Here is a 23,439-nt window from a genome sequence, read left to right on the forward strand (position 1 = left end):
TCGAAGGTTCCTGAAATTTACCGATGGTGTATGTCGCCAGCCGTCCGCTGGAAATGGCGGACCTGGATCTGGAAACCGTTACGCAAGCCCACGTACAGGCTGTCCCCATGGGCCAGCCCGGCAGCGTTGGCCCAGCGGGCCAGGTCGTCCTGTTCAAAGCCAAGCCAAAGGTCGCCGCAGGCGTCCCGCGCCCACCCTTGGTCATGGCTGCACAACTCGGTGACCAGCAGGCTGCCGCCTGCCTTCACCCGCTTGGCCAGCTGGCGCAAGGCCAGGGCCGGATCGCTGAAATGGTGCAGCACCATGTTCAGCACAACGCAGTCGGCGGCCACATCCGTTGCACCCAGTGCATCGGCCAACTGCAGGTTCACGTTGTCGAGCCCCTCGCGCTGGCAGACCTGGCGCGCCAGTTCGAGCATGGTCGGGCTGTTGTCCAGCGCGGTGACCCGGGCGAAGCGCCGGGCCAGGTCGGGGAGGAAGCCACCGTCCCCGGGGCCGACCTCCAGGGCACTGGCGGCCGGGTCGAAATGCAGTTTGTCGAGCAGCGCCAGCAGGCTTTCGCGGTACTGCGGCAGCCCGGCGATCAAATCTTGCTGTGCGCGAAACTTCTCTTCCACGCGCAGGAAGAAATCCTGGCTGGTAACCGCGCGGCGTTGTTGCACCTGGGCTATTCGCGCCTGCACGGCCGGCGGCAGGGCCAGCTCGTCGACTTCTTCGAGCAGCGCCGCATGCAGCCGACCGCCCAGGCGCAGGCTGTCGGGCAGTGCGCGGCGATAGAAGATGGCGTTGCCTTCGCGGCGCGTTGCCACCAGCTCGGCCTGGGCCAGCACCTTCAGGTGGTGGCTCATGCCCGACTGGCCGATGTCGAAGATCTGCGCCAGCTCCAGCACGCCGAACGAGTCGTTGGCCAGGGCGCGCAATACATTCAGGCGCAGCGCGTCCCCACTGGCTTTGCACAAGGCGGCCAATGTTTCGTGTTGCTCGGGGTTCGATTGCGCACGCAGGTTCATGGGGCGGCAGTCTAGACAGGCATCGATGCCCTAGCAAGGCCAATATCAAAAAGTTTTGATATTGGGTGATGGGCGGGGCGGTTAACCCGGTTTTGCCCCGAATTGAATGCCAATCACAGGAAAATCCCCCGACTGCGACCATACGTCATTGCCCCAAGCCCCCCCAGTGGGCGAAAATGGCCGCCTTTTTCGTAACACTACCTATTCAAGCCCCCAGGAGATCAGCGATGCCCAGCCGTCGTGAACGTGCCAACGCCATTCGTGCCCTCAGCATGGATGCCGTGCAAAAGGCCAACAGCGGCCATCCAGGTGCCCCCATGGGCATGGCGGATATCGCCGAAGTGCTTTGGCGCGACTATCTGAAGCACAACCCGAGCAACCCGAGTTTCGCCGACCGTGACCGCTTTGTGCTGTCCAACGGCCACGGCTCGATGCTGATCTACTCGCTGCTGCACCTGACCGGCTACGACGTCACCCTCGATGACCTCAAGTCGTTCCGCCAGCTGCACAGCCGTACCCCGGGCCACCCGGAGTTCGGCTACACCCCGGGTGTCGAGACCACCACCGGCCCGCTGGGCCAGGGCCTGGCCAACGCCGTGGGCTTTGCCCTGGCCGAGAAAGTACTGGGCGCCCAGTTCAACCGTGAAGGCCACAACGTCGTCGACCACCACACCTATGTGTTCCTGGGCGATGGCTGCATGATGGAAGGTATCTCCCACGAAGTCGCCTCGCTGGCCGGCACCCTGGGCCTGAACAAGCTGGTCGCCTTCTACGACGACAACGGCATTTCCATCGACGGTGAAGTGGAAGGCTGGTTCACTGACGACACGCCGAAGCGTTTCGAATCCTACAACTGGCTGGTGATCCGCAACGTCAACGGCCACGACGCCGACGAGATCCGTACCGCCATCGAGACCGCCCGCAAGAGCGACCGTCCGACCCTGATCTGCTGCAAGACCATCATCGGTTTCGGTTCGCCGAACAAGCAGGGCAAGGAAGACTGCCACGGTGCTCCGCTGGGCAACGACGAAATCGCCCTGGCGCGCAAGGAACTGAACTGGAACCACGGTCCGTTCGAAGTCCCTGCCGACATCTACGCCGAGTGGGACGCCAAGCAAGCCGGTGCCAAGGCCGAAGCCGAATGGAACCAGCGTTTCGATGCCTATGCCGCTGCCTTCCCGGAACTGGCCAGCGAACTCAAGCGCCGCCTGAGCGGTGAGCTGCCGGCCGACTTCGCAGAAAAAGCCGCTGCCTATATTGCTGAAGTCGCGGCCAAGGGCGAGACCATTGCCAGCCGCAAGGCCAGCCAGAACACCCTGAACGCCTTTGGCCCGCTGCTGCCGGAATTGCTGGGCGGCTCGGCCGACCTGGCCGGCTCCAACCTGACCTTGTGGAAAGGTTGCAAGGGCGTCAGCCATGAAGATGCCAATGGCAACTACATGTACTACGGCGTGCGCGAGTTCGGCATGACCGCGATCATGAACGGCGTTGCCCTGCACGGTGGCCTGGTGCCTTACGGCGCGACCTTCCTGATGTTCATGGAATACGCCCGCAACGCCGTGCGCATGTCTGCCCTGATGAAGCAGCGCGTGATCCACGTCTACACCCACGATTCCATCGGCCTGGGCGAAGACGGCCCGACCCACCAGCCGATCGAGCAGCTGGCCAGCCTGCGCAGCACGCCAAACCTGGACACCTGGCGCCCGGCCGATGCGGTGGAATCCGCCGTGTCCTGGAAGCACGCTCTGGAGCGCAAGGACGGCCCGTCGGCGCTGATCTTCTCGCGTCAGAACCTGCAGCATCAGGTGCGCAGCGATGCGCAGATCGCCGACATCGCCCGTGGCGGTTACGTGCTCAAGGATTGCGCTGGCGAGCCTGAGCTGATCCTGATCGCCACCGGTTCGGAAGTGGGCCTGGCTGTTCAGGCGTTCGACAAACTGACCGAGCAAGGCCGCAAGGTGCGTGTCGTGTCGATGCCGAGCACCAGCGTGTTCGACGCTCAGGATGCAGCCTACAAGCAGTCTGTGCTGCCGCTGGAAGTGGGTGCGCGCATCGCCATCGAAGCTGCCCACGCCGACTTCTGGTACAAGTACGTCGGCCTGGAAGGCCGTATCATTGGCATGACCACTTACGGTGAGTCGGCGCCAGCTTCGGCACTGTTCGAAGAGTTCGGCTTCACCCTGGAAAACATCCTCGGTACTGCCGAAGAGCTGCTGGAAGACTGATACAAGGAAGGCGAGGGCCGTTGGCCCTCGTTCGCGGCACAAGGCCGCTCCCACAGGGTATTGCGCATGCCGTTCTCTGTGGGAGCGGCCTTGTGTCGCGAATGGGCCGCATGGCGGCCCCGTTCAACTGCCGGAGTTCAAGAGCTACCTATGCCCCACCTGCGTCCCTACAAAGTTGCACTCAACGGTTATGGCCGCATCGGCCGCTGTGTCCTGCGCGCGCTGGTCGAGCGGGGGGCAAAGGCCGGGTTCGAGATCGTCGCGCTGAACGACCTGGCCGACCAGGCCAGCCTTGAGTACCTGACACGCTTCGACTCCACCCACGGGCGTTTCCCCGGCGAGGTGAAAGTCGACGGTGACTGTCTGCATATCAATGGCGACTGCGTGAAGGTTATGCGCAGTGCCACCCCCGAAGGCATCGACTGGGCTGCGCTGGACATCGACCTGGTGCTGGAGTGCACCGGTGCCTACAACATCCGTGCTGATGGCCAGCGCTTTCTCGACGCCGGCGCGCCGCGCGTGCTGTTCTCGCAACCGATGGCCAGTGAAGCCGACGTCGATGCCACGGTGGTCTACGGCATCAACCAGGCGTGCCTGACCGGCAGCGAGCGCCTGGTGTCCAATGCCTCGTGCACCACCAACTGCGGCGTGCCACTGCTGCGTGTGCTGGACCAGGCGTTCGGCATCGAATACGTGCAGATCACCACCATCCACTCGGCGATGAACGACCAGCCGGTGATCGACGCCTACCACCACGAAGACCTGCGCCGCACGCGTTCGGCCTTCCAGTCGGTGATCCCGGTGTCCACTGGTCTGGCCCGTGGCATCGAGCGCCTGCTCCCGGAACTTGCCGGGCGAATCCAGGCCAAAGCGGTACGTGTACCGACCGTCAACGTCTCGTGCCTGGACATCACCCTGCAGACCGCCCGCGACACCAGCGCGGCCGAGGTCAACCGGGTGTTGCGCGAGGCCGCGCTGGAAGGCCCGCTGAAAGGCTTGTTGGCCTACACCGAGTTGCCGCACGCCAGCTGTGATTTCAACCATGACCCGCATTCGGCGATTGTCGATGCCAGCCAGACCCGTGTTTCCGGCCCCCGCCTGGTGAACTTGCTGGCCTGGTTCGACAACGAATGGGGTTTTGCCAACCGTATGCTCGACGTTGCCGAACACTTTCTGCACGTCGTTCACCCAACCCGCAACAAACAGCCCTGAAGGACTGCATTCATGACCGTGTTGAAGATGACCGACCTCGACCTGCAAGGTAAGCGCGTACTGATCCGCGAAGACCTCAACGTGCCTGTGAAGGACGGTGTGGTAACCAGCGACGCGCGTATCCTGGCAGCGCTGCCGACCATCAAGCTGGCGCTGGAGAAGGGCGCGGCGGTAATGGTCTGCTCGCACCTGGGCCGCCCGACCGAAGGCGAATTCTCTGCCGAGAACAGCCTCAAGCCGGTTGCCGACTACCTGAGCAAGGCCCTGGGCCGTGATGTGCCGCTGGTGGCCGACTACCTGGACGGTGTCGCGGTACAGGCCGGTGAGCTGGTGCTGTTCGAGAACGTGCGCTTCAACAAGGGCGAGAAAAAGAACGCCGACGAGCTGGCGCAAAAGTACGCTGCCCTGTGCGATGTGTTCGTCATGGACGCTTTCGGCACCGCTCACCGCGCCGAAGGTTCGACCCACGGTGTGGCCAAGTTCGCCAAGGTTGCCGCTGCCGGTCCGCTGCTGGCGGCCGAGCTGGATGCCCTGGGCAAAGCTCTGAAAGCCCCGGCCAAGCCGATGGCGGCCATTGTTGCCGGCTCCAAGGTGTCTACCAAGCTGGACGTGCTGAACAGCCTGAGCAGTGTGTGCGACCAGCTGATCGTCGGTGGCGGTATTGCCAACACCTTCCTGGCTGCGGCCGGCCACCCGGTGGGCAAGTCGCTGTACGAGCCGGACCTGGTAGACACCGCCAAGGCCATCGCCGCCAAGGTCAGTGTACCGCTGCCAGTCGACGTGGTGGTTGCCAAGGCGTTTGCCGAGAGCGCCGAAGCTACCGTCAAGGCTATTGCCGACGTTGCTGCCGACGACATGATCCTGGATATCGGCCCGCAAACCGCGGCCAACTTCGCTGAGCTGCTGAAGTCGTCGAAGACCATCCTGTGGAACGGCCCGGTCGGCGTGTTCGAGTTCGACCAGTTCGGCAACGGCACCAAGGTGCTGGCCAAAGCCATTGCCGAGAGCGCAGCGTTTTCTATCGCCGGTGGCGGTGACACCCTGGCCGCCATCGACAAATATGGCGTTAGCGAGCAAATCTCCTACATTTCTACCGGTGGTGGTGCTTTCCTCGAGTTCGTCGAGGGCAAGGTCCTGCCAGCGGTAGCAATCCTGGAAGAGCGGGCCAAAGCCTGATGACGTCGGCGCTTGGCAAAGGGAGTGGCCTGATGGTCAAGCAATTGCCTGTGATGATGCTGGCTGGCCTGCTGAGCGCCTGCTCCGGCAGCCCGGCCTCGGATGGCGACCCGGCGCATCCGCCCAAGGGTGGTTGCTACCAGTCCGAGTGGCAGGCCGAAACCGTGCCGGTCATCAGCAAGCGCGTAGGCCCGGAAGGCCTGGAAAAGTACGACGAAGACCACCAGCGCAAGGCGCCGGGTTGCCCATGACCCCGCGTTTCGTCGGGCCAGGCAACCAAGCGGCTGCTCTGTGGTCATCTAGAGGAAATGTAATGAAAGCGCTTTTGGCCGTAACGGCCCTGGCGACACTGGCAGGATGCTCACTGCTGCAGCCGGCGCCACCCGCCCCGGCAGACAACTGGACCCGTTGGGTCTGTGACACTCAGGTCGAAGTGCTGTGGCGCTTCGCCGATGCACAACGCGACCAGGTCGACGTGCGCCTTGGCGGCGGTGACCAGGTCTACCGGCTCAAGTCCGAGCCGGGTGCTTCGGGTGCGTTGTACAGCGATGGCATGCTGGCCTTCCACACCAAGGGCGAAGAAGGCCTGGTGTACTGGGTGGCAACCAACGATCTGATTGGGCGGGGCTGCAAGGCACCGTGACTGGCCGGGCTGCGTGAATGGCCCACACTACTTGAACAGCAACCGCCCCTGCGGCAGGCTTGCACGAAACAAACGACGCTTGTCGGGAGAGAGATACACAATGGCACTCATTAGCATGCGCCAGATGCTGGACCACGCCGCCGAGTTCGGTTACGGCGTACCAGCTTTCAACGTCAACAACCTCGAGCAGATGCGCGCCATCATGGAAGCGGCTGACAAGACCGACTCCCCGGTGATCGTCCAGGCCTCGGCCGGCGCCCGCAAATACGCCGGTGCCCCGTTCCTGCGTCACCTGATCCTGGCCGCCATCGAAGAATTCCCGCACATCCCGGTGTGCATGCACCAGGACCACGGCACCAGCCCTGACGTTTGCCAGCGCTCCATCCAGCTGGGCTTCAGCTCGGTGATGATGGACGGCTCGCTGGGTGAAGACGGCAAGACCCCGACCGACTACGAGTACAACGTCCGCGTTACTCAGCAAACCGTTGCCATGGCGCACGCTTGCGGCGTTTCGGTTGAGGGCGAGCTGGGCTGCCTGGGTTCGCTGGAAACCGGCATGGCCGGTGAAGAAGACGGCATCGGTGCCGAAGGCGTGCTGGACCACAGCCAGATGCTGACCGACCCGGAAGAAGCGGCCGATTTCGTCAAGAAGACCCAGGTGGACGCCTTGGCGATCGCCATCGGTACCAGCCACGGTGCTTACAAGTTCACCAAGCCACCTACCGGTGACGTGCTGGCCATTGACCGCATCAAGGAAATCCACAAGCGCATCCCCAACACCCACCTGGTGATGCACGGTTCTTCCTCGGTCCCGCAAGAGTGGCTGGCGATCATCAACCAGTACGGCGGCGACATCAAGGAAACCTACGGCGTACCGGTCGAAGAGATCGTCGAAGGCATCAAGCACGGCGTGCGCAAGGTCAACATCGACACCGACCTGCGCCTGGCGTCCACCGGTGCAATGCGTCGCCTGATGGCGCAAAACCCGAGCGAGTTCGACCCACGCAAGTTCTTCGGTGAAACCGTCAAGGCCATGCGTGACGTGTGCATCGCCCGTTACGAAGCCTTCGGCACTGCCGGTAATGCCTCGAAGATCAAGCCGATCTCCCTGGAAGGCATGTACCAGCGCTACCTGAAAGGTGAGCTGGCCGCCAAGGTCAACTGATCGGCTGGCAGCAGTAAAAAAACCCGCAGCGATGCGGGTTTTTTTATGGGCAACAAAAAGGCGGAACATAATTCCGGCAAACCGACCGTTAGTCGGCTACCGTACAGTTGAACCACTGATAGCGTTCTGATTCCATTGCGTGTTGACACCTCAGGGCTAGAGTACTCATGGATCCAACCGTATTTTGAAGTCGGTCACATAACAGAGAAGCAGCATGGATGGCGCTCAAGCTCAAGTTCAACCACAGCCACTGGATGGCAGCTCGGTCCTTCTGGTGGTAGATGACTACCCCGAGAACCTCATCAGCATGCGGGCGTTGCTGGCCCGGCAGGATTGGCAGGTGTTGACGGCAAGCTCGGGGACGGAAGCCTTGAGTGCGTTGCTCGAACACGATGTCGACCTGGTGTTGCTGGATGTACAGATGCCGGAGATGGATGGTTTCGAAGTCGCCCGGCTTATGCGTGGCAGCCAGCGCACCCGGCTGACACCGATCATATTCCTCACCGCCAACGAACAGTCCGAAGCGGCCGTACTCAAAGGGTACGCCAGCGGCGCTGTGGACTACATGTTCAAACCGTTCGACCCGCAAATTCTCAAGCCCAAGGTCCAGGCCTTGCTCGACCAGCAGCGCAACCGGCGCATGCTGCAGCGCCTGACCCGCGAGCTGGAGGCAGCCAGGGCGTTCAATGCGTCGGTCCTGGAGAACGCTGCCGAGGGCATTCTGGTGGTGGATGCCCAGGGCGTGATCAGTTTTGCCAACCCGGCCATTTCGCGCTTGCTGGCGGCCCCGGTGCAGCATTTTCAGGGGGTACACCTGCTCGACCTCGTGCAACTGGCCAGTGCCAGCCTGTGGGCGGAGTCTGACTTCTACCAGGCCTACCTGGGGCGGCGTATTTTCCGCGTGCATGATGCTCAGTTGCGTACCCTCGATGGCGAACTGGTGCCGGTGGCGTTGTCCTGCGCACCGTTGCCGGCGGACCAGCAGGCCATGGTTGTCACCGTGCTGGACATGTCGGTGGTGCGCAACCTGCACCAGCAGCTGGAATATCAGGCCGTCACCGACCCGCTGACCGGCCTGCTCAACCGCCGTGGTTTCTACCAGGCTGCCGAAGGTGCGTTGCTGCGCAACGAGCGCTCGGACAAGGCGCAGGCATTGATGTACATGGACCTGGATGGCTTCAAGCGCATCAACGACTCGTTGGGCCACGACACCGGTGACCGTGTGCTGCGTTGGGTGGGCGAGCAGCTGAAGGATTGCCTGGGCAGCCAGGCCCTGCTGGCACGAATGGGAGGGGATGAATTCACCGCGCTTTTCGACAGCCTGCCCTATCCCGAACAGGCCGGGCGCTATGCCGAGCAATTGCTTGAGCGGATTTCGATCAGCCACCAGATCGAAGGGCTTGATGTGTGCCTTGGGGTCAGCATCGGCATTGCCACCTACCCGGACTGCGGAGCCAATGTCGAAGGCCTGCTGCGCGCAGCCGATGCGGCGATGTACGCCGCCAAGCAGGCTGGGCGCCAGCAATACCGTTTCTACGACCAGGAGCTCAACGGCCGGGCGCGCTCGCGGCTGATGCTGGAAGACGGTGTGCGCACCGCCATCGAGCAGCAGGATTTCACCTTGGTGTATCAGCCGCAGGTGTCTTTCATTGATGGCCGTCTGCGTGGCTTCGAGGCCTTGTTGCGCTGGCAGCATCCCAGCGTGGGCGACGTACCGCCGGGGCTGTTCATTCCGTTGCTGGAAGAAGCACGCCTGATCAACCGCCTGGCCAGCTGGATCTACCGCCAGGGGGCGGCCCAGCGCCAGGCCTGGTACGAACGCTTCCCGGCAGACCTTGTGCTCGGCATCAGCCTGAGCCGCGCGCAGTTTGTCATGCCCGGCCTGGTCGAAGAGTTGCAGCGGGTGATCCAGCTTTACCAGCTTGACCCGGCGCAGCTGGAGGTGGAAGTCGCGGAAACCTCGCTGATGTACAACATTGATGCAGCTATCAAGCAGATACACCGCTTGCGTGAGCTGGGGGTACGTGTGGCCCTGGACGATTTTGGCGCAGGCGACTGCTCGTTGCGCATGCTGCGTGACTTGCCGATCGACACCTTGAAGCTCGACCGCCACCTGGTGGCGCGCTTGCCTGATTCGGCGGTGGATGCTGCCTTGGTCCGCAGTGTGATCGGCCTGTGCGCCGACTACGGCATCACGGTGATCGCCGAGGGTGTTGAAACCCTGGCTCAGGCGGCCTGGCTGAAGGCCAATGGTTGCGAGTATGTGCAGGGTTTTCTGGTGGCTCACCCGATGACCGCGGCGGATGCCAGCGGCTTTCCGGCAATTTTCTCCTGGCCTGGGCCATGATTGGCTAGAATCGGCATTCGTTACGCCGAATGCAGCGCCATGACCGTATTACGTTATCTGCAAGCCTACCCTCCGCACCTGCAAGAGCAGGTGCGGCAGATGATCGACAGCGACCGCCTGGGTGACTACCTGCAGCGCCGCTACCCCGACCGCCATGATGTGCAAAGCGACAAGGCGCTGTATGGCTATGCCCAGGATCTGCGCCAGCACTACCTGCGCAGTGCGCCGAACCTCGACAAGGTGCTGTTCGACAACCGTCTCGACCTGACCCATCGGGCCTTGGGCCTGAACACGGCAGTGTCGCGGGTGCAGGGCGGCAAGCTCAAGGCGAAGAAGGAAATCCGCATTGCCTCGCTATTCAAGGAGGCTGCGCCGCAGTTCTTGCGCATGATCGTGGTGCACGAACTGGCGCACCTGCGCGAGCGCGATCACAACAAGGCGTTCTACCAGCTCTGCCAGCACATGGAGCCGGACTACCACCAACTGGAATTCGACCTGCGCGTCTACCTGACCTATCGGGAGCTGCCGGGCAACTGCTAAGGACCACGCAGCATGGAAGTGAGCAAGACCAAGAGCAGCTTCTACCGTCGCCTGTACGTCGCCTGGCTGATTGACAGCCAGACCGCGACCAGCGTGCCCGCCCTGATGGAGGCTACCGGCATGCCACGGCGCACGGCCCAGGACACCATCGCCGCGCTGGCCGACCTGGACATCGTCTGCGAGTTCGAACAGCTGGAAGGTGCACGCAACCACGCCGGGCATTACCGCATTCATGACTGGGGGGCGATCGACAAGCAGTGGATCATCCGCCACTTGCGCCAGATCCGCGAAGTGCTGGGTTACCCCTGAGATTTCTGGCGTCTGTACTGGCCTCATCGCCGGCAAGCCAGCTCCCACAGATAAGGCGTGTCTCTGAGGCCTGCGCGGAACCTGTGGGAGCTGGCTTGCCGACGGAAGGGGTGCAAAGCACCCCTGGCAATGTCAGCCTTTGCGCATCCCGATGTGCGGGATGTCATCTTCAAGATGTTCCTCGCCCACCACCGCAAACCCATGGCTGGCATAAAACGCCTGCAAATGCGTCTGCGCCGACAGGTAGACCGGCACCCCCGGCCAGCAATGCTCCGCTGCCTCTAGCCCTTTGAGCAGCAGCTGTTCTTCAAGACCTGACTCGCGTGCCGCAGGTGAAGTCACCACTCGCCCGATCACCACATCCCCGCCTTGGGACTGCGGATCGAGCAGGCGCAGGTACGCCACCAGCTTGTCATCCTGCCAGGCCATGAGGTGCAGGGTATCGTCCGTAAGGTCCTGGCCATCGACTTCCTGATAGGCGCAGCGCTGCTCCACCACGAGCACTTCCGTGCGCAATTGCAGAATGGCGTACAGCTGGTCTTTGCCGAGGTCGGTGTGGTGCTTGCAGAGCCAGTCGACGGACATTGGCGCGAACTCCTTGAGTGGGCCTTCGATCATCGCATGGTCTATGCCCTTCGGCCAAAATAGAGGCTAAATGACACTATTGGCGGCTGCCCTCGGCGGCAGCTTTGTGTAATCTCGTCGGCAGTGTGTGCCCTCCATAACGAAAGGACGTGAGCATGCGGCCACTGCTTTGTGTTCTGGGGTTACTGGCAATGATGCTGGCAACCCCCGCACCGGGTCACGGCAAGCTGCGCCTGGTGGCTGATAGCTGGCCACCGTTTACTGATGCCAATATGCCGGGCGGCGGCCTGGCGACCAGCATCGTCACCACGGCGCTGGCCCGTGCCGGCTACACCAGCGGCTATGAAGAGGCGCCCTGGGCGCGGGCGCTGCTGGGGGTAGGTGAGGGGCGCTACGACGTACTGATCAATGCCTGGTACAACGACTCACGCGCCAACATCGGGCAGTTTTCCAACGCTTACCTGACTAACCGTATTCATCTGTTGCAACGCAAGGGTGAGACATTCCACTACAAGCGCCAGTCGGATTTGTACGCCTACAGCATCGCCGTGGTGCGTGATTACGCCTACTCGCCGGAATTTGACGGCGATACCCGTCTGCACAAGGTGCCGGTGCGCAACTTTTCATCGGCGGTGCGAATGCTGGCGGCAGGGCGGGTGAACCTGGCGGTGGAAGACGAGTATGTGGCCCGCTACAACCTGCAGCGTGAGCCGCAGGAAGTGCGTGATGGGGTGATGCTGGTCGAGCCGCCGCTAGGGGAGAACACCCTGCATATTCTGGTGAGCCTGAAGCACCCGGAACATAAGCGCATCGTCGAGCGCTTCGAGCAGGCGATTGCGGCGATGAAGGCCGATGGCAGCTATGCCCGGCTAATGCGCCAGCATGGCTTCTGATCTGTATCGCCTGTGCCGGCCTCTTCGCGGGCACTCCATATGTCTCAAGCCCTGTGAAGTCCCTGTGGGAGCGGGTTTACCCGCGAAGAGGCAATCACAGGCACCCTAAAATCAGGCCGGAGCACCTTCCTTGATCAGGTGTGCCGCCAAGGTCCGCAACGGCCCCAACAGTCGGCAAATCAACGCCAACTGTGTCTGCACCAACCGCTGATGTTCATCCAGCTCTTCAGGCATCTGCTCCAGTGCATTGGCCAGCGCCTCTTCAGCATCGCTGTGAATGGCCACCGGTAACCGCGCGGCCAGGCCGTTGGCAATCTCGTCCAGGCTGCTGGCCAGGCTTTGCCCGGCGCCCTCGATCAACTGCTCCTGCACCTCTGCCGGCAAGGCCGTGTCGCGGTGCGCGCCCAACCCCGAGAGGTAGCTGAGCAAGGTGTGCGACAACACCAGGAAGCGGAAGCCAACGTCGGCCTCCTTTCGGAAATGCCCTGGCTCCATCAGCATGTTGGCCAGGGTAGTGGACAGCGCCGCGTCGGCGTTATGGGCATTGCGCCGGGCCAGGCGGTAGGCCAGGTCGTCCCGCTTGCCATGGGCATACTGCTGCATGATCTGGCGCAGGTACACGCTGGCGCAGGCCAGGGTATTGGCCAGTGCCTTGTTCAACCGTCGTCCTTGCCAGTCAGGCAGGAACAGGAACACCGCCAGAATGGCGATCAGGCTGCCCACCAGGGTATCGAACAAGCGTGGCAGGAACAGCCCATAGCCATCGCCGATCTGATTGAAGCAGAACAGCACCATCAAGGTGATCGCGGCCGTGGCCAAGGTGTAGCGGGTGGTGCGGTTGACGAAGAACACCACCCCGGCGACCACGGCGAACAAAGACTGGATGACCGGGTTGGGGAACAGGTCGAACAAGGCCCAGCCCACTGTCAGGCCGACGGCGGTGCCGAAAATTCGCTGCACCAGTTTGCGCCGGGTTGCCCCGTAGTTTGGCTGGCACACGAACAGCGTGGTCAGGATGATCCAGTAGCCCTGGGTCGGGTGAATCAGGTGCACCATGCCGTAGCCGATCGACAGCGCCAGCGGCAGGCGCAGGGCATGGCGGAACAACAGCGAGGTCGGCGTGAGCTGGGTGCGCAGGCGTGTCCATACGTCTTTCAGCGAGCGAGGCGAGCGGTCGAGCAGGCTGCTGTCGCTGGCATCGGCCAGGCTGTCCGGGTTGCTGGCGGCGCTCAGCAGGCGGTCCAGTGTTGCCAGGTTGGCGGCCAGCGCCCGCAGCGAGCGCAAAAGGCTGCGCCAGGCCGGGTTGTTCTGGAGGCGCAGGTGCTCCAGCGAAGCGTTGAGGTCTTCGAGGGCTTCTGGGTAACCACTGGCCAGCACAAACGGCTGGCGCAGGCGGATCGAGCGGGCCAGCTCCTGGCAGGACGAGCCTTGTTTACGCAGCAGGCGCTGGCAGCGGAACATCACGTCGCTGTGGAAAAACGCCTCGGTCAGGCCGTTGTAGGGGTAGTGCGAGGCACTGACCCGCTCGTGAATGTCCTGGGCCAGGAAGTACAGCTTGAGGTAGCGGCTGACCTTGGAGTTTGGCTGGCTGTTGCCCACCCGGTGCAGGATGATCTCCTTGGCTGCGTTGAGCGCTGCCACCACCTTGCCGTTCTGCTGGGCCAGCTCCAGGCGCCTGGCCTCGACGTCGAGGGTGCGGATGGGCTCGAACAGGCTGGCCTTGAGCTTGAGGTAACTGCCCAGTTCGAAGAACAGCTTGGCCAGGCTCTGCTGCACAGGCTGGTTGGAAAACAGTGCCTGCCACAGTACCGAAAGCAGCCCGTACCAGGCCGCCCCAGCCACCAGCAGCAGCGGTTCGTGCCAGAAGTCCGTGACTTGGCCACCGCGCTGGTCCACCCCGATCATGGTGTAAACCGCCGTGATCAGTGTCGCCGAGGCAATCGCACCATAGCGCTCGCCCAAGGCGCCGAGCATGGTCAGGCCAAACGCCGCCAAGGCCAGGGCGACGGCAAAGATCCAGGGGTAGGGGAACAGCAACTCGACCGCCAGTGCAGCGATGGCGAAACACACCAATGTAACGGCCAGGGCGCTGAGGCGGCCCTGCCAGCTATCGTCGGTTTCGGCCAGGGCGCTGGCGATAATGCCGAGGAACAGCGGAATCAGCAGGGCCATCTCGTTCTGGTACCAGCACAGGGCCAGGCTGCCGGTGAGGGCGATGGTGACCCGGATGCTGTAGCTGAACTTGTCTTGGCCCCACAGGCGACGCAGTGACTGACGGAACGAGCTCGATGACATGATGGCCTGCTAGGCAGTGATCAGAAGAATACCTTTCAGGGCCGGTTATTGGGGCGCGCAGCGGCCCCAGTAACGGCTCCAAGCACGGGCCAGCAAGAAGCGTTCCGTGCTGCTGAATGGATTCTACTCTACACGAACTGCGCTGCGGCGTTGGCCGACGCCCACGCCCACTGGAAGTTGAAGCCACCCAGGTGGCCAGTGACATCCAGCACTTCCCCGATGAAATACAGCCCGGGGCTTTTCAGCGATTCCATGGTCTTGGACGACACCTCGCGGGTATCCACGCCGCCCAGGGTCACTTCGGCGGTGCGGTAGCCTTCGGTGCCGGCCGGCACCACTTGCCAGTTCGCCAGTTTTTCGGCGATCTGTGCCAGTTCCGCAGGGGTGTACTGCTTCATCGGCCTGGACTCGAACCATTGCTCGGCCAGCAGGTTGGCCAGCTTGCGGGTGAATACCTCGCCCAGCACGGTCTTCAGCTCGGCATTGGCACGTTCGGCCTGCATCTGTTGCAGCCAGGTCAGCGCATCGCGGTCCGGCAGCAGGTTGATCTCGACCGTGTCACCGGCTTCCCAGAACGACGAAATCTGCAAGATCGCCGGGCCGCTCAGCCCGCGGTGGGTGAACAGCAGGTTCTCGCGGAAGCTGGTGCCGTTGCAGCTGGCGGTGCAGTCCAGCGAGGTGCCGGACAACTCGGTGCACAGTGCCTTGAGTTGGGGCTCGGTGATGGTGAACGGCACCAGCCCGGCGCGGGTTGGCAGCAGGGTGTGGCCAAACTGGCGCGCCACCTGGTAGCCGAAGCCGGTGGCGCCCAGGGTCGGGATCGACAGGCCGCCGGTGGCGATCACCAGTGACTGGCAGGCGAACTGGCCGCCGCTGGTCTGCAGCAGGTAGCCGCTTTCGGTCTTCTCGATGTGTTCGATGCTGGTGTGCATGCGGATCTCGGCGCCGGCCTCGTCGCATTCGGCCAGCAGCATGTCGAGGATGTCGCTGGCCTTGTTGTCGCAGAACAGCTGGCCGAGTTTCTTCTCGTGATACGCAACGCCATGCTTGCACACCAGTTCGATGAAGTCCCACTGGGTGTAGCGGGCCAGGGCCGACTTGCAGAAGTGCGCGTTGTGCGACAGAAAGTTGGCTGGCTCGGTGTACATGTTGGTGAAATTGCAGCGGCCGCCGCCGGACATGAGAATTTTTTTGCCGGGCTTGTTGGCGTGGTCGAGCAGCAGCACCCGGCGGCCACGGCGGGCGCTGAGCTGGGCGCACATCAGGCCTGCGGCGCCGGCGCCGAGGATGATCACGTCGGTGGAGTGCACGGTATGAACCTTCAGATTTGAAATGCTGAACCCTGTGGAAGCGGGTTAATCGGAGCGCCCACAGGGACCTTGCCGAATTTTAGAGAATACGGACTTTCAGGGCGCGGCCCTTGATCTTGCCGCTGTTCAGCCGCTGCATGGCCTGCTTGGCCAGGGCGCGCTCGACGGCAACAAACGCCTGGAAGTCGAAGATGGCAATCTTGCCCACCTGCTTGCCCGGGATGCCGGCATCACCGGTCAGCGCACCAAGAATATCCCCAGGGCGCAGTTTGTCCTTGCGGCCTGCGGCAATGCACAGCGTGGTCATCACGGGCAGCAGCGGTTCACCGCCCTTGTTCTTCAAGCTGTCCAGCGAGTCCCAGCGCAGCGGGCTTTTCTGCAGGTCTTCGATGGCCTGGGCACGGTGGCCTTCGGCTGGCGCCACCAAGCTGACCGCAACACCTTTCTCGCCGGCACGGCCTGTACGGCCCACGCGGTGCACGTGGATTTCCGCATCACGCGCCAGTTCCACGTTAATGACCATGTCCAGGCCATCGATGTCCAGGCCGCGTGCGGCCACGTCGGTGGCCACCAGCACCGAGCTGCTGCGGTTGGCGAACATGGCCAGTACCTGGTCACGGTCGCGCTGCTCCAGGTCACCGTGCAAGGCTTGGGCGACGATGCCCTTGGCCGTCAGGTGGGCAACCACGTCCTCGCACTGCTGCTTGGTGAAGCAGAACGCCACGCAGGATTGCGGGCGGTAGTGGCCGAGCACACGGGTGACGGCTTCAAGGCGGTGCTGTGGGTCGATCTCGATGAAGCTCTGTTCGATCTGGTTGTCGGTGTGCAGGCTCTCGACCTTGACCTGTTGCGGGTTGCGCATGAAGTCGGCGGCCAGCTGCTTGATGCCGGACGGGTAGGTGGCCGAGAACAGCAGGGTCTGGCGGCGCGATGGGGTCTTGCCGATGATGCTGGCGATGGCGTCGAAGAAACCCATGTCGAGCATGCGGTCGGCTTCGTCCAGCACCAGCGTGTTCAGGCCGTCGAGCACCAGGGTGCCTTTGTCCAGGTGCTGCTGGATGCGCCCCGGGGTGCCGACGATGATGTGCGCACCGTGCTCCAGCGAAGCGATCTGCGGGCCCAGCGAAACGCCACCGCACAGGGTCAGGATCTTGATGTTGTCCTCGGCGCGGGCCAGGCGGCGCAGCTCTTTGGCCACCTGGTCGGCGAGCTCGCGGGTAGGGCACAGCACCAGCGCCTGGCAGCCGAAGTAGCGCGGGTTGATCGGGTTGAGCAGGCCGATGCCGAAGGCGGCGGTCTTGCCGCTGCCGGTCTTGGCCTGGGCGATCAGGTCCTGACCCTTGAGGATGACGGGCAGGCTCTGGGCCTGGATCGGCGTCATCGAGGCATAGCCGAGGGCGTCCAGGTTCGCCAGCATGGCGGCGGACAACGGCAAAGTGGCAAAGGCGGTGGATTCGGTGGTCACGAGGCGGGCCTGCGTTGCGAAGCGAAAAAATGCCGCACAGTCTACCAGCCTCGTGGCCATTCGCCCTACGGTTCCATGTGTTGTTCCGGACGACGGGCACGCCTTCCGTCCGTCGGCGCCAGTTGCAGGAAGATCGCTGCCGCCAGCATCGCCATTATGCCAATGGTGACAAACGTCAGCTGGAAGGCGCCGAGGGTGGTCTCCACGCCTTCGGCACTGCCCGCTGCGGTAAAGCCGCCCAGCAGGGCGCCGGCACAGGCTACGCCCAAGCTCAGCGCCAACTGTGCGACTACTGACAGCAGGCTGTTGCCACTGCTGGCGCTGGCGTCGTCGAGGTCGATCAGGGTAACCGTGTTCATCGCGGTGAACTGCATGGAGTTCACCGCGCCCAGAAGGCCAAGTTGGACCAGCAGCAGCCAATAGGGCGTCTGCTCGTCCACCAGCCCCAGGCTTGCCAGCAGCACCCCCAGCAGCAACGTGTTGCCAGTGAGAATGATGCGATAACCGAACCGTTCGATCAGCGGCCGGGCAATCGACTTGGCCAGCATGGCCGCCGCTGCCAGCGGGATCATGCTCATGCCGGCCTGCGCCGGCGAGTACCCCAGCGCCACCTGCAGCAGCAACGGCACGAGGAACGGCAGGGCGCCGCTACCCAGGCGAGCGAACAGGTTGCCGAGGATCCCGATGGCGAAGGTGCGCACGCGGAACAGGCTGGGCGAGAACAGCGGCTCGGGGTCGCGCCCGGCACGCAGCCAGTAGGCGGCCAGGCAGGCCATGCCGGCGAACAGCAACAACATCACCCGCAGGTGCGGCAGGTGCAATTCGCCCAGGCCTTCCATGGCGATGGTGATGAGTACCATGGCTGCGCCAAACAGCAGGAATCCAGGGCCGTCGAACGAGGTTCGCTCCGCGCCGCGCAGGTCCGGGATGAACTTCCACACGGCAATGCAGCCGATCAGCCCTACTGGCAGGTTGAGCAGGAAGATCCAGTGCCAGCTGAGGATTTCCACCAGCCAGCCGCCGACGGTTGGCCCTAGCAATGGCCCGAGCAGGCCTGGGATGGTGATGAAGCTCATGATCCGCACCAGCTCGCTGCGCGGGTAGGCGCGTAGCACCACCAGCCGCCCGACCGGCAGCATCAGCGCACCGCCCAGGCCCTGCACGACGCGGGCGAAGATCAGAAAACCGAGGCTGTTGGCGGCGGCGCACAGCAGCGAGCCGAAGCTGAACAGCAAGATGGCGCTGAAGAAGATGCGCTTGGTGCCAAAGCGGTCTGCAATCCAGCCCGAGGCGGGGATCAGCAGGGCCACCGTGAGCATGTAGGCGATGATCACACCCTGCATGCGCAGCGGGTCTTCAGCGAGTGAACGGGCCATGGCCGGCAGCGCAGTGTTGAGGATGGTGCCGTCCAGGGATTGCATGAAGAAAGCGATGGCTACCACCCAGGGGATCCAGCGGGCGGTGACGGGGTCCAGCGGGGTGCGCTCAGGCATGACGTCCTCTTTTGTCTGTGCCGGCCTCTTCGCGGGGCAAGCCCGCTCCCACAAGATCTCCACTGCCCTCTGATGTGGTGAGATCTCTGTGGAAGCGGGCTTGCCCCGCGAAAGGGTCGGTAATGCCAATCACAATGTCAGGGTCAGGCCTTTGACCAGTGCCCCGGGTAAATGACTCGACCCGGTGCTGCGCTGCCCATAGGTGCTGGTCGACAAGATCATCTCGCGCTCCCGGGTCAGGTCCTCCAGCTGGCTACCCAGCAGGCTGTACAGGCTGTCATCGAAGCGCATGGTGCTCACCGGCCCCTGGATCTGCCCGTTTTCCACCCAGAAGGTCGCGAAGCGGGTCAGCCCGGTCATCCGCGCTGCCGGCAGGTCAGAGTAGTTCAGGTACCACAGGTTGCTGATGTACAGCCCGGTGCCTAGCCGCTCAAGGATCTGTTCGCTGGCCAGGTTGCCAGGCGCCAGGCTGAGCGCGCAGGGCGACTCGTAGCTGTCGGCACCGTTGGCCTGCAGTTCGAACTCGGCCGCACTGCGCGCACTGACCAAGCGTTGCAGCGCTGCGCCTTGCTGGATCAACGGCACATCCAGGCGTGGCGCTCCTTCATCGGAAAACGCCGGGCTCAGCGAGCCGCTGACCTGTTCGGTGAAGCTCACCAGCGGGCTTAACCGTGCATCGCCGTTGTACAGGCGCTGCAAGGCGCTGTTGCCGGTGGCGAGGGCCTGCGCGGAAAACCCGCCCCAGCACAGCATGCCGGCAATTTCGTCCATGGCCGCAGGCGCCAGGTAGGCGCGGTAGCTGCCGGGCTTGAGGGTGACCGCCGGGCGACCTAGGAAGCCCAGTTGTTCACGTGCCTGGCGCAAGCGTGCGATGAAGTCGTCGGCGCTCCACAGCTGGCCGGCACAGTTGGCCTTCACCGCCTGGCCGTTTTCGTGGAACAGGCTCCAGTCAAAGTTGAAGCTGTTGGCCTGGTGCCAGCCGAAGGCCCCGAAGGAACTGGCAAAGCCCCGGCAGATCGGGCCGGCGGCGTAGATGCCGACCAGGTCCAGGTCGCCAGCTTCACGGTCGAGCAGGGCCAGTACTTCGTCCAGTGCGGGCAGGGGGTGTTCCTGCTGGCTGTGGCTGTGCCAGGCGCTTTCGTCCAGGCGCAGGTAAGGGTCGAGGGCCAGCAGCGGCAAGGTCTGGCGCAGCTGCTCAAGCGCATCGCTCAGGCGCTGGCGATCCAGTTGCACGTCGCCACTCAAGGTCACCTGCTGTTCCGCCTGGCGCCCATCGCGCACCAGCCGCAGCTGCGCGCTGGCCTGGCTCACTTCACCGGCCTGGCGAACCTTGGCGTGATTGAAGCGCACGAATTGCGACTGTTCTGCGCTGTAGCCGAGGGTGAACTGCTCGCCTGCTTGCAGGGCGGCGCGCACATCCGCAACCAGGGTTTCGAAAGCATGCTTCATCAGGCGTCTCCTCCGAATACATCGATCTGGCGGAACACACAGGCCGGCGATGCGTGGCCGACCCGCACCACCTGGTTGGGTTCGCCCTTGCCGCAGTTGGGCGTGCCCAGCACCTGGAAGGTACTGCGGTCGCCGACGGCCGACAGGTTGCGCCAGAACTGCGCGGAGATGCCACGGTAGTTGGGGTTTTTGACGATGCCTTTGAGCTCGCCGTTTTCAATCAACTGGCCCCATTCACAGCCAAACTGGAACTTGTTGCGCGCATCGTCGATGGACCAGGAGCGGTTGGTACGCATCAGGATGCCGTGCTCGATGCCCTGGATCAGCTGGTGCAGGCTCTGGTCACCCGGCTCGATGTTGAGGTTGGCCATACGGTCGATCGGCGCACGGTTCCAGCCACAGGCGCGGCTGTTGGCCACGCCGTCCAGGCCTGAGCGGAACTGCGACAGCGCGCCGCCCAGTGGGCGCAGCAGCAAGCCGTCGCGGATCAGGAACTGCTTGCTGGCCGGGGTGCCGTCATCATCAAAGCTGTAGCTGGCCAGTTCTTCGCCGATGGTCGGGTCGAAGGTCACGTTCAACAGACGGGAGCCGTACTGCAGGTGGCCGAAGTCGCTGGCTTTGACGAAGCTGGTGCCCGCGTAGTTGCGCTCGTCGCCAAGGATGCGGTCCATTTCCAGCGGGTGGCCGATGGACTCGTGGATCTGCAGCATCATCTGGTCGGGCATCAGCAGCAGGTCGCGCGGGCCGCTGGGGGTGTTGGGGGCCAGCAGCAGTTGCAGTGCCTCGTCGGCCACCCGCCGGGCGGCGCCGACCAGCCCGCAGCGCTCGATGATTTCGAAACCGCCCTGCTGGCCGAAGTTGTCGCGGCCCAGGCTGCGGCTCTGGCTGTCCTGGCCATCGCTGGCGGTTACGCCCAGCCCCGGGAACAGGAAACGCTGTGCGTGGCGCAGTTCGGCGCCCGCGGAGTTCAGGTAGGTTTGCTCCACCAGGCTCAGGCCCAGACTGGCCTGCCAGTCCACCAGACGGCTGTCTTTGGGCACGCTGGCCGATTCGGCGGCGAGCAGGCCAAGGCAGTCGGCGAGGGAGGGGACGGGCTGGTCGAAGTTGGGCGAGATATGGTCGTGGCGTGCGCTGGTCACCGGCTGGTTGCGCAGGTCCAGCAGGCTGTGTCGGGCAATCTGCCGGGCCAGCGCCTCGGCTTGTTCCAATGCGCGTTGCAGGCCAGCCTGGGAGAGGTCGGCGGTGGCCGCATAGGCCTCCACGCCATTGACCCGCGCGGTGAGCATGGCGCCTTCGTCCTGGCTGAAGAACGGCGGTTCGGCAACATTGCGGCGAACCGACAGCGCCTGGTGCGACTGTTTCACATGGCGCAGGGAAAACAACTCGGCCGTACTGCGCAGCGCGGCAAAGCGCTGGCGCAGCAGGGCGCTGGAATCGAACATGCAAAAGCCTCCGTGTACACGGTGGCTCCCCCTTAGAACCACTCGTCCTGCATGGTGAGGCAAGTGTTGTCGCGCGCCTCTAGCAATGCCAGCTCATTATGGCAGCCCGGTACTTCCCAGGTCAGGAAATAACGCGCGGCCTGCAGCTTGCCCTGATAGAAGTCGCGGTCGGCGGTATTGCCTTTGAGCATGCCGAGCTCTGCGTGAATCGCCTGCTCCAGCCAGCGCCAGCCGATCACGCAGTGACCGAAGGCTTTGAGGTACAGGGCCGAATTGGCCAAGGTGTCAGCGACTTTGCCTTTGGCCAGATCGCCGAGCAGTACCAAGGTTACGCTTTGCAGGCGGTTGACCAATTGCTCCAGCGGCTGGCGCAGGGGGTCAAGGTTTGGGTTGTGGCTGGCGCGCTCGCCAGTTGCTGCCATAAGCCGAATGAGTTGCTTGAGCCCGGCACCATTGTTCTGGGCCAGTTTGCGCCCAAGCAAGTCGAGAGACTGGATGCCCTCGGTACCCTCGTGAATCGGGTTCAGGCGGTTATCGCGGTAGTACTGCTCCACTGGGTATTCGCGGGTGTAGCCGTGGCCGCCGAGAATCTGGATGGCCAGTTCGTTGGCCTTGAGGCAGAACGTCGAGGGCCACGACTTGACGATCGGGGTCAGCAGGTCGAGCAGCGCCTGCGCTTGTGTGCGGGACGTTTCGTCATCGGCGGTGTGGGTATCGTCGAACAGGCGCGCGGCGTAAAGGCCCAGGTCGAAGGCGCCTTCCACGTACGCCTTCTGTGCCAGCAGCATACGTTTCACATCGGTGTGCGCGATGATCGGCACCGCCGGGCTGAGCGGGTCTTTGTTGTCCGGCAGCCGGCCTTGCGGGCGTTGGCGGGCATATTCCAGCGAATACAGGTAGCCGGCGTATCCGAGCATCACCGCGCCCATGCCAACGCCGATACGCGCCTCGTTCATCATCTGGAACATGCAGGCCAGGCCTTGGTGCGGCTGGCCGACCAGGTAGCCGACGCACTGGTCGTTGTCGCCGAAGTTCAGCGCGGTGGAGGTGGTACCGCGCCAGCCCATCTTGTGGAACAGCCCGGCCAGCAGCACGTCGTTGCGCGGGCCACGGCTGCCGTCGGGGTTGACGTTGTACTTGGGCACGATGAACAGCGAGATGCCTTTCACCCCGGGCGGTGCGTCCGGCAGCTTTGCCAGCACCATGTGCACGATGTTTTCCGACAGTTCGTGGTCGCCACCGGAGATGAAGATTTTGTTGCCCTTGAGCCGGTAGCTGCCGTCGCCCGCAGGTTCGGCACGGGTGCGGATGTCGGCCAGAGACGAGCCAGCGTGGGGCTCGGTCAGCGCCATGGTGCCGAAGTAGCGGCCCTCGATCATTGGCTGCAGGAACAGACGCTTCTGTTCCTCTGTGCCGAAACTTTCGATCAGGTTGGCTGCGCCCATGGTCAGGAACGGGTAGGCCGTGGTCCCGGCGTTGGCAGCCTGGAAGTGAGCGAAGCAGGCCTGCGAGACCAGGCTGGGCAGTTGCATGCCGCCGACCTCGAAGTCGCGATTGGCGTTGAGGAAGCCGGCCTTGAGGAAGGCATCGACGGCAGGCTTGACCTCGGGGATCAGTTCCGCGCGGCCGTCCACGTAGCGCGGTTCGTTCTCGTCGGCCTTGCGGTTGTGCGGGGCGAAGTACTTTTCGGCGATGGTGCGCGCGGTGGTCAGCGCCGCGTCGAAGGTTTCGCGGCTGTGCTCGGCAAAGCGCGGGCGCTGGGTGAGGGCTTGGGCGTCGAGCACTTCGTAGAGCTCAAAGGCCAGGTTGCGGGGGCTGAGCAGGGTCTCGGGCATGGGGGCGGTCCTGAGGCGGGATGCTGCGAGTGTAGGGAATCGGGG

The 23,439-nt window shown here is 63.6% G+C and carries 19 protein-coding genes; 10 read left to right on the top strand and 9 right to left on the bottom strand.

Translation table 11 applies throughout. The features are described from left to right. Window positions 1-17: 17 nt before the first annotated feature. Window positions 18-1,010, bottom strand: coding sequence for an ArsR/SmtB family transcription factor (locus tag AC07XM_RS22165; protein ID WP_016489515.1), 993 nt, complete (start codon window positions 1,008-1,010; stop codon window positions 18-20). 227 nt (window positions 1,011-1,237) lie between these two features. Here AC07XM_RS22165 and tkt point away from each other — a divergent pair, with 227 nt between their 5' ends. From tkt to AC07XM_RS22210, 9 genes are all read left to right on the top strand, one after another. Continuing rightward, window positions 1,238-3,235 carry a transketolase gene (gene tkt / locus AC07XM_RS22170; protein ID WP_023046980.1) on the top strand — a complete coding sequence of 666 codons (1,998 nt, stop codon included), beginning with the start codon at window positions 1,238-1,240 and terminating at the stop codon, window positions 3,233-3,235. Window positions 3,236-3,385: 150 nt separating this feature from the next. Beyond that, window positions 3,386-4,447, top strand: coding sequence for an erythrose-4-phosphate dehydrogenase (gene epd, locus AC07XM_RS22175; RefSeq protein WP_102689718.1), 1,062 nt, complete (start codon window positions 3,386-3,388; stop codon window positions 4,445-4,447). Between the two features lie 12 nt (window positions 4,448-4,459). Continuing rightward, on the top strand, window positions 4,460-5,623 hold the full coding sequence (locus AC07XM_RS22180; protein ID WP_016489512.1) for a phosphoglycerate kinase: 1,164 nt from the start codon (window positions 4,460-4,462) through the stop codon (window positions 5,621-5,623). Continuing rightward, window positions 5,623-5,874 (top strand): hypothetical protein, encoded by a 252-nt coding sequence (locus tag AC07XM_RS22185; RefSeq protein WP_016489511.1) that lies wholly within the window; start codon window positions 5,623-5,625, stop codon window positions 5,872-5,874. The genes AC07XM_RS22180 and AC07XM_RS22185 overlap by 1 nt, the downstream gene beginning before the upstream one ends. Before the next feature lie 62 nt (window positions 5,875-5,936). Continuing rightward, complete coding sequence (locus AC07XM_RS22190; RefSeq protein WP_016489510.1) at window positions 5,937-6,266, top strand: MliC family protein; 330 nt, start codon at window positions 5,937-5,939, stop codon at window positions 6,264-6,266. A gap of 100 nt (window positions 6,267-6,366) precedes the next feature. Then, complete coding sequence (gene fba, locus AC07XM_RS22195; protein WP_016501943.1) at window positions 6,367-7,431, top strand: class II fructose-bisphosphate aldolase; 1,065 nt, start codon at window positions 6,367-6,369, stop codon at window positions 7,429-7,431. A gap of 214 nt (window positions 7,432-7,645) precedes the next feature. After that, window positions 7,646-9,778, top strand: a complete 2,133-nt coding sequence (locus AC07XM_RS22200; protein ID WP_016489508.1) for a putative bifunctional diguanylate cyclase/phosphodiesterase — start codon at window positions 7,646-7,648, stop codon at window positions 9,776-9,778. A gap of 39 nt (window positions 9,779-9,817) precedes the next feature. Then, entirely contained in the window at window positions 9,818-10,318 is a 501-nt protein-coding gene (locus AC07XM_RS22205; protein WP_024717354.1) for a M48 metallopeptidase family protein, read from the top strand. Window positions 10,319-10,330: 12 nt separating this feature from the next. Further along, the gene (locus tag AC07XM_RS22210) at window positions 10,331-10,627 is read left to right on the top strand and encodes a winged helix-turn-helix domain-containing protein (RefSeq protein ID WP_016489506.1); all 297 of its coding nucleotides are present in this window, start codon (window positions 10,331-10,333) and stop codon (window positions 10,625-10,627) included. Between the two features lie 132 nt (window positions 10,628-10,759). Here AC07XM_RS22210 and AC07XM_RS22215 read toward each other — a convergent pair whose 3' ends face one another. Further along, the gene (locus tag AC07XM_RS22215) at window positions 10,760-11,212 is read right to left on the bottom strand and encodes a GNAT family N-acetyltransferase (protein ID WP_024717355.1); all 453 of its coding nucleotides are present in this window, start codon (window positions 11,210-11,212) and stop codon (window positions 10,760-10,762) included. 155 nt (window positions 11,213-11,367) lie between these two features. On the opposite strand from AC07XM_RS22215, the gene AC07XM_RS22220 reads away from it, so the two are divergent. Continuing rightward, window positions 11,368-12,105, top strand: a complete 738-nt coding sequence (locus AC07XM_RS22220) for a substrate-binding periplasmic protein (RefSeq protein WP_016489504.1) — start codon at window positions 11,368-11,370, stop codon at window positions 12,103-12,105. Between the two features lie 111 nt (window positions 12,106-12,216). On the opposite strand, the gene yccS is transcribed toward AC07XM_RS22220, so the two are convergent. The 7 genes from yccS to AC07XM_RS22255 form a co-directional block, all read right to left on the bottom strand. Further along, complete coding sequence (gene yccS, locus AC07XM_RS22225; protein ID WP_102689719.1) at window positions 12,217-14,400, bottom strand: YccS family putative transporter; 2,184 nt, start codon at window positions 14,398-14,400, stop codon at window positions 12,217-12,219. Window positions 14,401-14,528: 128 nt separating this feature from the next. Then, window positions 14,529-15,710, bottom strand: a complete 1,182-nt coding sequence (locus AC07XM_RS22230; RefSeq protein WP_016489502.1) for a BaiN/RdsA family NAD(P)/FAD-dependent oxidoreductase — start codon at window positions 15,708-15,710, stop codon at window positions 14,529-14,531. A 79-nt stretch (window positions 15,711-15,789) separates the two neighbouring features. Next, a complete protein-coding gene (dbpA, locus tag AC07XM_RS22235) occupies window positions 15,790-17,127 on the bottom strand; it encodes an ATP-dependent RNA helicase DbpA (protein WP_231995348.1) in 1,338 nt (445 codons plus the stop codon). Between the two features lie 113 nt (window positions 17,128-17,240). Continuing rightward, entirely contained in the window at window positions 17,241-18,668 is a 1,428-nt protein-coding gene (gene mdtD, locus AC07XM_RS22240; RefSeq protein ID WP_016489500.1) for a multidrug transporter subunit MdtD, read from the bottom strand. Between the two features lie 129 nt (window positions 18,669-18,797). Next, window positions 18,798-20,117: a TldD/PmbA family protein gene (locus AC07XM_RS22245; protein WP_095116425.1), complete on the bottom strand. Its 1,320-nt coding sequence runs from the start codon at window positions 20,115-20,117 to the stop codon at window positions 18,798-18,800. Beyond that, window positions 20,117-21,559 (bottom strand): TldD/PmbA family protein, encoded by a 1,443-nt coding sequence (locus tag AC07XM_RS22250; RefSeq protein ID WP_102689720.1) that lies wholly within the window; start codon window positions 21,557-21,559, stop codon window positions 20,117-20,119. Before AC07XM_RS22250 ends, AC07XM_RS22245 begins: the two co-directional genes overlap by 1 nt. A 32-nt stretch (window positions 21,560-21,591) precedes the next feature. Continuing rightward, entirely contained in the window at window positions 21,592-23,394 is a 1,803-nt protein-coding gene (locus AC07XM_RS22255; protein WP_102689721.1) for an acyl-CoA dehydrogenase, read from the bottom strand. Window positions 23,395-23,439: the final 45 nt, after the last annotated feature.

Source organism: Pseudomonas sp. GW460-LB5 (genome assembly GCF_059423245.1).